12 protein-coding genes and 1 pseudogene are annotated in these 12318 nt (G+C 36.3%); 4 read left to right on the forward strand and 9 right to left on the reverse strand.

What is annotated here, in order from left to right; translation table 11 throughout:
• Positions 1–5 precede the first annotated feature (5 nt).
• Complete coding sequence (locus tag R8749_RS08200) at positions 6–2294, forward strand: ABC transporter permease (protein WP_317695830.1); 2289 nt, start codon at positions 6–8, stop codon at positions 2292–2294.
• A 39-nt stretch (positions 2295–2333) separates the two neighbouring features.
• On the opposite strand, the gene R8749_RS08205 is transcribed toward R8749_RS08200, so the two are convergent.
• The 4 genes from R8749_RS08205 to R8749_RS08220 form a co-directional block, all read right to left on the reverse strand.
• Positions 2334–3599, reverse strand: a complete 1266-nt coding sequence (locus tag R8749_RS08205) for an ABC transporter permease (RefSeq protein ID WP_317695832.1) — start codon at positions 3597–3599, stop codon at positions 2334–2336.
• The gene (locus tag R8749_RS08210) at positions 3599–4279 is read right to left on the reverse strand and encodes an ABC transporter ATP-binding protein (protein ID WP_317695834.1); all 681 of its coding nucleotides are present in this window, start codon (positions 4277–4279) and stop codon (positions 3599–3601) included. The genes R8749_RS08205 and R8749_RS08210 overlap by 1 nt, the downstream gene beginning before the upstream one ends.
• A gap of 122 nt (positions 4280–4401) precedes the next feature.
• Positions 4402–6210 (reverse strand): FtsX-like permease family protein, encoded by a 1809-nt coding sequence (locus R8749_RS08215; RefSeq protein ID WP_317695836.1) that lies wholly within the window; start codon positions 6208–6210, stop codon positions 4402–4404.
• Between the two features lie 12 nt (positions 6211–6222).
• Entirely contained in the window at positions 6223–6975 is a 753-nt protein-coding gene (locus R8749_RS08220) for an ABC transporter ATP-binding protein (protein ID WP_317695838.1), read from the reverse strand.
• A gap of 122 nt (positions 6976–7097) precedes the next feature.
• Between R8749_RS08220 and R8749_RS08225 the strand changes: the two genes are divergently transcribed.
• A complete protein-coding gene (locus tag R8749_RS08225) occupies positions 7098–7568 on the forward strand; it encodes a YbhB/YbcL family Raf kinase inhibitor-like protein (RefSeq protein ID WP_317695840.1) in 471 nt (156 codons plus the stop codon).
• On the opposite strand, the gene R8749_RS08230 is transcribed toward R8749_RS08225, so the two are convergent.
• The 4 genes from R8749_RS08230 to R8749_RS08245 are packed head-to-tail and all read right to left on the reverse strand — an operon-like array spanning position 7557 to position 10516.
• A complete protein-coding gene (locus R8749_RS08230) occupies positions 7557–8510 on the reverse strand; it encodes a zinc-binding dehydrogenase (protein WP_317695841.1) in 954 nt (317 codons plus the stop codon). The two genes, R8749_RS08225 and R8749_RS08230, sit on opposite strands and share 12 nt — an antisense overlap.
• Complete coding sequence (locus tag R8749_RS08235; RefSeq protein WP_317695843.1) at positions 8507–9136, reverse strand: ABC transporter permease; 630 nt, start codon at positions 9134–9136, stop codon at positions 8507–8509. Before R8749_RS08235 ends, R8749_RS08230 begins: the two co-directional genes overlap by 4 nt.
• Positions 9133–9900 carry an ABC transporter ATP-binding protein gene (locus R8749_RS08240; RefSeq protein ID WP_317695845.1) on the reverse strand — a complete coding sequence of 256 codons (768 nt, stop codon included), beginning with the start codon at positions 9898–9900 and terminating at the stop codon, positions 9133–9135. Before R8749_RS08240 ends, R8749_RS08235 begins: the two co-directional genes overlap by 4 nt.
• Positions 9893–10516, reverse strand: a complete 624-nt coding sequence (locus tag R8749_RS08245) for an ABC transporter permease (RefSeq protein WP_425613191.1) — start codon at positions 10514–10516, stop codon at positions 9893–9895. Before R8749_RS08245 ends, R8749_RS08240 begins: the two co-directional genes overlap by 8 nt.
• Before the next feature lie 146 nt (positions 10517–10662).
• Between R8749_RS08245 and R8749_RS08250 the strand changes: the two are divergent.
• A pseudogene (locus R8749_RS08250) lies at positions 10663–11555 on the forward strand (glycine betaine ABC transporter substrate-binding protein).
• A 14-nt stretch (positions 11556–11569) separates the two neighbouring features.
• Here the strand turns inward: R8749_RS08250 and R8749_RS08255 are convergent.
• Entirely contained in the window at positions 11570–11914 is a 345-nt protein-coding gene (locus R8749_RS08255) for a winged helix-turn-helix transcriptional regulator (protein WP_317695847.1), read from the reverse strand.
• A 187-nt stretch (positions 11915–12101) separates the two neighbouring features.
• On the opposite strand from R8749_RS08255, the gene R8749_RS10845 reads away from it, so the two are divergent.
• Positions 12102–12182 carry a putative holin-like toxin gene (locus R8749_RS10845; RefSeq protein ID WP_425613229.1) on the forward strand — a complete coding sequence of 27 codons (81 nt, stop codon included), beginning with the start codon at positions 12102–12104 and terminating at the stop codon, positions 12180–12182.
• The last annotated feature ends 136 nt before the right edge of the window (positions 12183–12318 follow it).

The raw sequence follows: 12318 nt of genomic DNA on the forward strand, positions 1-12318 counted from the left end.
GAGCAATGAAATATTTATTAAAAAAATTCCGCCGTGAGGCATTCAAAGAAGATGGTGCTCAACTTATTTCGTTAATTATTATTGTCACTATTGGAGTTGCTTGCTTTATCGGATTTTCTAAATCGGCTATTGATTTAACCCGTTCTTTCAATGATTACTATGATCAAGCCCGTTTAGAAGATCTCGAAATTGCGGGTGTTTTATCTCCAAATCAAGTAAAAAAAATTCAAAATTTATCATCAATTAAAGAAAGCAATCAAAATTATAGTTATCAAGCAACCACTAACGACAACAAATTAATAATTGAGGGAACTTCACCCAGAGATCAAATTAACAAACTTACTTTTAAATCTGGGCGTTATCCCAAGAAAAATGAAATTGCTATTGATCATTTATACTTCAACAAAAACAAACTCAAACTGGGAGACAACATCCGGCTTACCATCAACGGGATTAAAATCAAAGCCAAGATTTCCGGTACAATTCAAAGTCCCAAATATTTATACCTGACAGAGAATATCTCCGAACCCGTCCCTAATCATCAAAAATATGGATTTGCCATTGTCCCAAAGCAAACTTTTAAACGGATTGGACTTCCAAGCAACTTACTAACGGTAAAGATCAACAATAATGCAGAAATAGATCAGTTAACGAAACAAATTCATCACATTAATCAAAATGCCTATGTGATTAAAAGAACCGACCTCATGAGTTATAAAATGATTCAAAGTAAGTTGACAACGATCAAAAATATTTCAATTGCGATTTCTGGTGTTTTCATGATCCTAACTATTGCGATCACTTTAATCAGCTACTCTAAAATAGTCGCAAACAAGAAAACTGACCTTGCCATTTTTAAAACGCTTGGGATTTCTAAAAACATCATTTTAATGGATCTATTTTTGCCAGGAATTCTGACGGCGCTCGTCGGTTCAATTATCGGATCTATTATTGGAACTACAATTTTCCCTCAAATCATCAAATCAGCTCTCGCAATTCTTTTTGATTTTCCAGAAATTAAATTTACAAATCCGACGGGATTTATTTTCTTATCTTTAATAACAATTATTTTCGTCGAATTAATCGCCTTATTGTTAAATGCAAATAAATTATTAAATGAAACTGCGGCAAATGCGATGCACCCTGATGTTAGTAAAGTCAACGCTCGGATTTTTTTAACAAAAATTCCCGCCATCTGGCAAAACTTATCGTTCAAAACCAAATTACTAGTTCGCAATATCGCTAGTGGCAAGGCAAAATTTGGCCTTAGCATGATTGCTCTCGCCTTTTGCGTCACAATCTTAATTTCCTCGTTTGGCTTGAAGTTTGCTTTAAACCAAATTGAGAAGTCAGAATTTATTGACCAAAGAAACTATGACCTCAGCGCCAACGTAAATTCTGTTAATTTAAAAATTCAAGATGATTCCTCAGTGACTTTTGTCGATCATTATTCGGTTGTTCCAACTAAAATTAAAGATCTCGATACCCATCTCCAGATTATTAACGAAAATTCCAAATCCATTCGTTTAATTTCTGCCCGCAATAAAGCATTGCCATTTACCAGCCTTCCAGGAGTTTATGTTTCAAAAAAATTAGCCCAAAAACTTCGGCTAACTAAAGGGAGCAGCGTTAATCTTAAGCTATTTCTCAACAATGAATACAAACAATTGAAAACAGTCGTTCAAGGTATCTATCCTAGTTATACCAGCCAGGGTTTCTATACCACTTACGAGTATCTAAACACCAAAAATCTAACTGTTCCCATTCAAAGTCAGTTGATTAAAGCACGAAACATTAACGCTGAGACGAAGAAACTAAATGACAATCCGCTAGTAAAAGATGTGATCTCTAAAAATAAACAAGCAGAAAATTACCGCAATGCTTCAGCTTCGGTTAATTCAATTCTTTTAATGATTGTGATCATTGCAGCAATGCTACTTTTCGCTGTGATTTATAATATCAGTTCAATTAATATTTCAGAGCGCAAAAGAGATATCGCAACCGAGAAAGTTTTAGGTTTAAGTAGCTTTGATATCGACAAATTAATTTTCGGTGAGAACGCCATTTTAGTAGTTCTTTCCACAATTATCGGTTCAATAATCAGCCCTTTGATGTATAACATTTTGGGTAATGCAATCGCTTCTGACGAGGTGTCATTCCCGGCAAATCTTGAAATCACCAGCTTTCCAATTTCGATTATTCTAATTTTTATTTTCCTGCTTTTAACCAGTAGTTTTCTAAGTCGCAAAATCAAAACAATTGATCCACTTTCTGCGCTCAACGGGTTTGAGTAAAGACACAAAAAAAGGCAGCGATGCCTTTTTTAAATATATTTATTCATAACGCAAAGCGGTGATTGGATCCAGCTTCGATGCTCTACGAGCTGGTAAAGTTCCCGCCAAGAACGCAATAAACATGATCAAAATTATAATCATACAAATGGAAGGAAACGTAAATTTGATCAAGGTAAAACCTGGTAAACCTTTAAGAAAACTATTGGAAGCTGCAGAATTTAGTCCGCTGCCGACAAGAATCGCAACGATAATTCCGAGAATTGAACCAATTAAACCAATTAAAATCGATTCACAGCTAAAGATTGAGAACACCTTGCCTCGACCAAGACCTAATGCCTTCATTAATCCAATCTCTCTTGTCCGATCTCTAACTGACATATAAAGTGTGTTGATTACGCCAAAGCTTGCCGCTAAAAGGGCGATTGCCCCAAACAAAATCAAAACTCCCGTAATCGCATTAACCACTTGCCTTAGCTGACCAATCTGATCTTGAAAAGTTTGCGCTTGATAGCCTTTCTTCTTAAGGTTATTTTTGACTTTTGCGATATTATCGTCTGTCGGATTTTTAATCAAAGCCGTCGCACCAACATAATTTTGCTGCATCTTCTGCGGTAATCCTGCCAGATTGTGCTCAGAAACTTGATCGGCTAGCGATTGACTAATAATTGATTGGTTCCCTTGAACAATGCTAACGTTTCTTACCCCAACAACTTTGGCGTCGATGATCGATTGACGATTAGTAGCTTTTGACGAAACTGCGATTTTGACCTTTTGACCAATCGCTTGTTTCGCAGATTTAAATCCAAGTGCTTTAACGTAATCCCCTGCCAGCACTACTTCATTTTGCTGACCTTTTTTAGCCGCTTGCCTCCCAGCTTTTAGGTCAACGTTAATTCCAATTGGCGAAGAAGCTTGAAAAACATACTTAGCTGAATTAGAACTCTGAATATAGTCAATACTTGTATCTTGAACTCCTTGAACATTCTTCAATTCACTCATTTCTTTTAAACGCTTCATCTTGCTGGGCGTAATACTTTCTTGTTCATTGGCGTTACCCCGATTAGGATCGTATTTTTGAATTTTGTCGTTGCTCCCAGCGCTTGAAGAAGGGATAATCATCACTAATCCCTTGTCCCCAACGTTTGCCACCTGCTTGGAGACGTAATCGTTCACTCCCGAATTGACCCCAACCGTCAAAGCAATCGTCATTGCCCCGATCATAATCGCAATCACCGTTAAAATTGTCCGGCTCTTGTTGTGCCAAAGGTTTGCACTAGCCGAATGGAGAATATCAAAAATTTTCATTATGCCAGCTCCTTTACAACTTCACCGTCTCTGATTTGAATCTGTCGCTCACATTTAGCAGCCAAATCATCATCATGAGTTACGATAATTAAAGTTATCTGTTTATTTCGATGCAGGTCAAAAAGAATATCTTCAATTTTTTCCCCGGTTTGGGAATCTAAATTGCCCGTTGGCTCATCTGCAAAAATAATATTAGGATTGTTAACCAGCGCTCTAGCAATACAGACCCGCTGCTTCTGACCACCTGATAAATCACTTGCCCGATTATTTTTCTTCTCGCTTAAGCCGACCGCATCAATTGCCTTTAGCGCCATTTCTTGTCGCTTGCGCCCAGTAATTCCGCTAATTTTTAAAGGCAACATCACATTTTCCAAAACTGTGTCTTTGGCATTTAAGAAAAACTGCTGGAAAACAAAACCAAAAGTTTTATTGCGAATGCTATTAAGCTCTTTGGCTCGAATATCTTTAGTTGATCGTTCATTTAGTTTAATCTCGCCACTAGTTGGCTGATCAAGTAAAGCCATAATATGCATTAAAGTCGATTTGCCGGAACCACTTTTGCCAACAATGGCTACTGATTCGCCTTTATCAATATCAAGGCTAACGCCTTTTAAAGCTTCGAACTTCGACTCTCCTTTGCCGTAAGATCGGGTGACCTTTTCAACTGTTAATAAACTCATCTTGTCCCTCTTTCCTTTCTTGTAGCTTTAAATTAACACAATTATCGCCAGTTCGATCGGTTTAATTTTTAACGTTCATTTTAGACGGTTTAACGTTATTTATAATTTGGACGAAAGCTCTATTATTTCTTAGGAAGGACGAGACCTCGATATAGCAGCTCCGTGATCAAATAATACAACCCATAAAGCACTAAAAAGATCGTGAACGGCACTAGGAGATTCCCATATGGACGTTCCAAAAGTTTGGTTACTTTAAACATTTGAAGTCCAAACAGAACATGAATGATTCCGAGAATTCCAGGCATGAGGAAGAGGACACCGAGTTCTGCTTTAATTGAACGCTGAAGCACTTTCTTCCTAGTACCAATTTTGTCTAACATCTGATAACGCTTAGTGTCACTTGCCGCACTGGAGAGGATTTTGAACATCAAGATTGAAGCTAACATTGCAAGAAATGCAATTCCTAAGAATAATCCCATAAACTCAAATCCCGAAAACATCCCGTTAAACACTTGATAAACGTTATACTTTTGTGTGGAATCATTAATCATATTGGGCAGCTGAATTTTTTTAGAATTTGATTCAACTAAAGATTTTAACTGACTTTTTTCTTTCATAAAATCTTTGAAAACGTAAAGGCTGAGTTTCGTTTCACTGCCTTTAATTTTCTGATACTTTCCATCTGTCAAAAATGTCCCTTTAGCCTGCATTGATTTTGCTGGTAAATAAAGTGATACGGTTTGGAGCCACCTGTCTGGATTTTTAAGCATCTCTTCGCCAGTAACATGAGGATGCTTAACCGGATGATAAGTCCCATTAGGCTCAACATCATAATAAGGTTTACGATTGAAATCATCGGCATTCCAATAAACCTTATTGCCTACAACTTTATAACGATAAACGCTCGTGTCCGTTACATTCAATTTGCGGATCTGCTTTTGTTCTTTTGTCGTCGGATCGTGCATTACTAAATCGTAATGGGAAGTCATGTTGGTCATATCGTCTGCTTCTTGATGAAAACTTAACCCAACCGTAATTGCACCTAAAGCAAGAGCAAATAAAATTGAGATCATTGCTAAAAGCCTGGTTAAATCACGAACTCGAAAACTTAGCTGCCCCAAGGTAAAAATGTGCAGACCTTTTAATCTAAATTTATCATTGTTTCTTAGAATTTGGATGATCGCTAAAAACAGCGCATCAAAGACAAAGTAGCTGCCAAGAACAATTGTAATAATTGCGATCCCAAGCCCTTTTAACTGTAATTTCGTCAATTCAAACATCGACCAGTAGCCTATTGCCAAAAGTCCGATTCCGGCAATTACTTCAATAAACCACAAAACTTTATTTTTCTTAAGCCGTGTTGGCGTCTTTGCTTGGTTCAATAATTTTAAAATTGGCAGGCGAACTAATTTGCCGGCATTGCGCAGCGCCATTAATCCAAACACAACCATGAAGAAAACAAACGTCACAAGGATTGCCGAAAGATTCCACGGCGTAAAATGGGTCACCGCCAAATCCATCTGATTAATCAAGACTTTACTAACCACTTGGGTTAAACCAAGTCCTAAAATAATGCCCACTGCAACTGCAAAGAGTCCGATCGTTAAAGTTTCAAGGAAAATCAGCTGCGCAATTTTGCGTGATTTTGCTCCTAGCATCATATACATTGCATATACTTTTTGCCGCATTGCCAGGAGAAATGAATTCGCGTAGTTAATATAAACTACTGTGATAATACCTAGAAGGACGGCTCCAAAATAAAAGATAAAGACAATCATTTGCAGAGAAGTGTTTGATTTTAAAAATTCATGGTTAGAAGCAAGCGATTGAAACATGTAAAAAATTGCTGCCGAGATCATTAAGCCGGAAAATAAAACGAGATAATCTTTTAATCGGCTTTTGATGCCGCTTATTGCTAATTTAAAACTCAATGTCCTATCCCCCTAATCGTTAAATGTTCCGAGTTCATCAAGAATCTGGTGGTAAAACAATTCTCGATCTTGTTGATTACGCTTTAACTCGCGAAAGATTACGCCATCTTTAATGAAAAGTATTCTTTTACAAAAGCTCGCAGAAAACGGATCGTGCGTAACTAGTAGAATCGAAATCTGATCTTGAATATTAAGACTAGACATTGTGGTTAATAACTCCCGAGCACTGTTAGAATCAAGTGCTCCTGTTGGTTCATCACCAAAAAGAATTGCAGGCTTTGTCACAAGAGCCCGTGCAGCGGCCACTCGCTGTTTCTGACCGCCTGAGATTTCAGTTGGATATTTCGGAAGAATTTCTTCGATTGATAATTTTTGAGCAATCATTTTAACCATCGCCTTAATTTGACGTGGGCTCACGCCTTGTAACGATAACGGTAATGCAATATTTTCTTCGGATGTGAGGTTTTCTAAAAGATTAAAATCTTGAAAAATAAAACCTATCTGATGGGCCCGAAAGTCTGCCAGCGCATTTCCTTTAAGACTGGTAACGTCATGACCATTAATCTGCACCTGACCTGAAGTTGGCCGATCAAGCGTTGATAAAATGTTTAATAACGTCGACTTTCCAGATCCTGAGGCTCCCATAATTCCAATGAACTCGCCCTTTTCAACCTGAAAGCTGACGTCTTTAAGCGCAGTCGTTTGTTCCTCACGAGCTTTACCATAAATTTTCTTAACTTCTTTGACTTCCACAACGTTTGTCATGAACTTTGCCTCCTGAATTGATTTCAAATGAATTCTAGCAGGAAAAGTTGGGTTCTAAACTAACAGTTTTGTAAGGTTGGAAATAACTGTTAAAATTAAACTCAAATAAGAAAGGATTAATCATGAGCAATAATGAATTTACTTTCGAATGTCCTGATTTAACAGAAGGAGCAACATTTCCTCTTAGATATACAGGCCGAGGCGAGGACTTTTCCCCTGAATTTATTCTTCACAATGTTGCAGTGAACGCTCAAACAATTGCGATTACTTTAGACGACATCAAACATCCTATTTTTAAAACCTTCAACCATTGGTTAATTTGGAATCTGCCTGTTCAAGATCGCATTCCAGAACATATCCCTGCTGGTAAAATCCTTCCTGAACTAGGAAATGCTAAGCAAGGAGTTGCATATGGACGTCATCACTATGCAGGTCCTAAACCGCCACGCGGAAAACAGCACGCTTATCGTTTCACAATTTACATTCTTGATTGCGAACTTGAATTGAAACCAAGTGCTCGTAAAAAAGATTTTCTCAAAGAAAGTGAACCTCATTTACTTCAAAAAAGTGAATTAACCGGATTATTTGAATAAAACGATTACTTTACCAAAACTATGATGGCCTTCAAGGTATTCGTGGGCCTTTCTAATATCTTTTAATGAAAAAATTTTCTCTGGTTTTAACTTAACTCGATAGTCAGAAACATAAGTTAGAAGCTGATTAATTTTTTCTGCCGAAACATTTCCTGAATAAAAACTGGTTAAGTAGCTATTGGACTTAAGATCCATAATTGGATCAAAATTATCTAAGTACCACTGACCACCGAGTTGACCTGTACTACATAAAATACCACCTTCATTCAAATGGCAGAAACTATCTTTGATTGTTGCAGGACCAACCAATTCTAAGATTTTGTCATAAGAACGATCTGTCTGTAATTCTCCTTCTTGATCTAAAATCACATGATTGTAACCGACATTTAATAGCTGTTCTTTTTTAAAACTACGACTCGTTCCATCGACTTTTAACTGAGAAAATTTGCTTTTGAGTAAGTTGATAAATGCAATACCAACACCGCTTGTTGCTCCACGAACCAAAACTCGATCGTCCTCTTCAATTTTTAAATTATTTAATGATCCAAAGGCAGTGTAGTAAGTTTCTGGCAAAGTTGCTAATTTTTCCCATGATAGTCGTGTTTCAATTGGATATATCTGATTATTCGGTAATAATACATATTCAGCATAACTCCCGTTAAAATCTCTTCCCATCTCGCCCATCAACGAGATTACTTTTGTACCAATTGGCAAGCGACGAACATCAGTGGATTTTGCAATCAAGCCAACGCATTCAATTCCTAATATTTTGGGAAATTTCACTGTTGGAGATTTTCCTTGACGAGTGAAAAGCTCTGAATGATTGACACCAAAGCCCTTTACTTTTACTAAAGACCAGCCTGGTTTTAACTCTGGTGTATGTACATCTTGATAAATTAGATTTTCTGGCCCGCCGGCCTCGTAAATTACTACTGCTTTCATTTTTCTCCTAAAGTTCTTAAACTGATTTTTTCAATAATCTTTAAAAACGTGGTTAAAGCCAAACATAATATAATCGTTAAAATCAAACCCCAAATAATTGCAAAAATATTCTGTGTTCTTAATCCATCAAATAAAATTGTTCCGATCCCGCCAGCATTAATAGATGCAGCAATGGTCGCAATACTAATAACTGAAGTTAGGGCAACTCTAATTCCACTAAAGATAGACTTGGCTGCAAGTGGTAATTGAATTTTAAATAAAACTTGTTTTTCTGTCATTCCAAGTCCAATTGCTGTTTCAATAATAACAGTTTCGATTTTATTAATACCTGTTGAAAAATTTCGAAGCAGAATATATTCGCTATAAAGCGTCAAAACGATAATTGCCGTTATTTTTCCTAAGCCGCTGATCGGTATTAAAAGAGCAAAAAAAGCATAGCTGGGAACCGAATATAGCGCCGAAAAGAAGTATACAAGTCGATTTAGGCTCTTTGCCCGGTTAACAAAAATCGTAATGATTAAAATTGCACTAATAAAGGAAAGTGCTAATGCGATTATTACCAATTCTAAGTGCTCACAAATTGCCTGCAACAATAAATCATGATAATTATTCCAATATTTAATCATTTCAGAGAACTCCAAAGTGCATCTTCTTGATAAATAGTGTCTAATAAACGTTTAATAAATTCCGATTTCGGATTTTGTACAATATTTCTTGGAGTGTCAAACTGGCTAATTTTTCCTTGATCCACAATCATAACTTGATCACCTAAATAAAGAGCTTCATGAATATCATGGGTAACAAAAATAAATGTTTTGGGTTCCAGTTCTTGATGAATTTTTTTAATTTCTTTTTGGAGGTCATTACGGGTAATTGCATCAACTGCGCCAAATGGTTCATCAAATAACATTATTTTTGGATTTGCCGCTAATGCTCTAGCCACTCCAACTCTCTGCTGTTGTCCGCCGGACAGCTGTTTGGGATATCGGTCGCGATATTTATCCATTGGCAGTTTAATCATTTTCATTAGAAGGTTAACTTGGTCTGCTATCTCTCTTTTCTGCCAGCCTAACAATTCTGGCACTACTGAAATATTCTGTTCTACCGTCATTTGGGGAAATAAGCCAATTTCCTGAACAACATAGCCAATATTTCTCCGTAAATTAATTATGTTTACTTTTTTAATGTCATACCCATTGACCTTGACTCGACCTTCATCTGGTTCAAGCAATCCATTAATCATCTTTAAGATTGTCGTTTTGCCAGAACCGGAGGTTCCTAAAATTGTAATGAATTTACCTGCTATAACTTCAAAGGACAGATTGTCAATTATTTTTCTATTTTGAAAAGTCTTTGTTACCCCTTCAAATTTAATTGCAACATTATACATAATGTTTTATCACCCAATCAAATATCGTCATACTTATTAAAGATAAAATTGCAACTGACCCACCACCAATCAGCAAAAGATCCGTTCGATATAAACCTAATCCAGTAAAAATTAACGTTCCTAAACCTCCTGCCCCAATATATGCAGCAAGGGTGGTACTAGCGATAATCTCAACTAATGAGATTTTGACTCCATTGAGAATAAAAGGTAGCGCAAAGGGAAACTCTACTTTTTTCCACAGCTGCGAAGACGACATCCCCATCCCTGTTCCAACCTCAATCATAATTGGCGGAACCTCTTTAAAACCTAAAACCGTATTGATGAATACTGAAGGTAGACCAAGAGCTACCAAAGCAATTAAAGCTGGAACTATGCCAGTACCCAAAAATGGAATTAGAATAAATAACACTGCTAAACTTGGTATTATCCTCAATAATTGCGACATAATAATTAACGATTCTGCGAGCAATTGATGTTTAGCGCAAAATACTCCAAAAGGAACTCCAATCACTACTGTAATTAGTAGTGACATAAAACTTATTTGAAGATGCTGAATCAAATAATCAAAGTATTGTAGCTGATTCATTTGAAAATATTTTATGATCTGAACAAACAATCGTTCTCTCCCTTTAGTAATAAGATTTATTCAGTATAATTTTTTTCTTAAAGAAATATAAGAACGCACCTTTTTATCACATACTTACAAAAAAGTGCGTACTTTTATCCTCGTGATCAGTCGATCTATAATGCTTCCCGGAGGAAATGAATTTGAAAAAGAAATTAATACTAGTAGGAATCATGACTGGGATGCTTTTTTTTCTATACGGATGCCGATCTACTTCCCAGCAAGATTCACCCATTAAAATTGGTTCAAAAGATTTTACAGAAAACCTCATTGTTAGTGAAATATATGCCTTAGCCCTTGAAGACCACGGTTTAAAAGTCGAAAGGGTTCCTAATATTGCCAGTTCAATAATTCCTGAATCGATTCAGAAAGGAAAAATCGATTTATATCCAGAATATACCGGAACTGCTTTGCTATCCATTTTTAAACTGGCTTTAGAAACTAATCCGCAGAAAGAGGCAGCCACGGTTCATAAACATTACGAAGCTGGCGGTAAGTTAACGACTCTGAATTATGCTTTTGCTAACGACTCTCAGGGAATCGCAATCAAAACTAATGTTGCAAAAAAATATCAGATAAAAACCATTAGTGACCTTCAAAAAAATTCCACCAAAATTCGCTTTGCTTCCCAGGGGAATTTGATCAACGAGAAGATGGCTTGCTTGGATTAGAAAAGAAATATGGCAAATTCAAGTTTAAATCAACTGCCGTTTATGATAACAGTTTGAAATATCAAATATTAAAAAGCAATAAAGCAGACGCAACTCCTGCCTACACTACAGAAGGCCAACTTGCAAATTCTAAGGAATACACCGTTTTAAAAGATGATCGAAATTTTTGGCCGTCATATAATATTGTGCCGGTAATTCGCATAAAAACTCTAAAGTTACATCCTAAAGTTAAAGGACTGTTAAATAAGATCAACAAAAAGTTAACCACAAAAACAATAATTCGTTTAAATGCCGATGTTGATTCTCATGGAAAAAGTTATCAGAAAGTTGCCAAGAATTTTTATAAATCAATCAAATAAAAAAAGGACATTTATCAGTCCTCTTTTTTTTCGTTTTGATTTTCCTGCAGATAATTAGTTCCCCAGTCACTCATCGCATCAATAATTGGTCTGAGAGAATTTCCTAAATCACTTAATGAATACTCAACTTTTGGAGGAACTTGCGCATAAACTATTCTATTTACAATTCCGTCATTTTCCATTTGTCTTAAGTTCTCGGTTAAAACTTTTTGACTAATTCCATCAATTGCCCGATTCAGTTGATTAAAACGACAAGTCCCCTTTAGTAACTCTCTTAAAATCAAAAGTTTCCATTTATTACCAATTAAATCAACCGTTGTGGCAACTGGACAAACTGGCAATTCTTCTTTTTTTAACATCGCAATTCCTCAATTAAAACATGTTATATTCAAATTGTAACATGTATTTATAAAACAAAATAAGGATGAATATTTTGCAAACGTTAAGGCACATTCACTAAAGCATATGTTCTGCTGCATGAATTTCTAAAGAGGTGGTGTCGTATGGAAATACGGAACGATCTTTTAGAAAGGATTCGCAGTCAGCTTGACTGTTTTTCAAGCTATCTCGTTAATGATTTCATTTGGCTTGCTTGTTGCAGCCATCTTGAAACACAACGAAAAGTAACAAAAAACCCGTCCTATTCAACTTTGGCTAGTTATAGGATGGGTTAATCTAATTCTATTATTGCCACCGCCTTTAAAGCGGCTTACATCGAGCTGGTGTTGACGCACCGGCTCTTTTTATACTTAAATTATATAAC

The organism is Xylocopilactobacillus apis, assembly GCF_033095965.1.
GTDB lineage: Bacteria > Bacillota > Bacilli > Lactobacillales > Lactobacillaceae > Xylocopilactobacillus > Xylocopilactobacillus apis.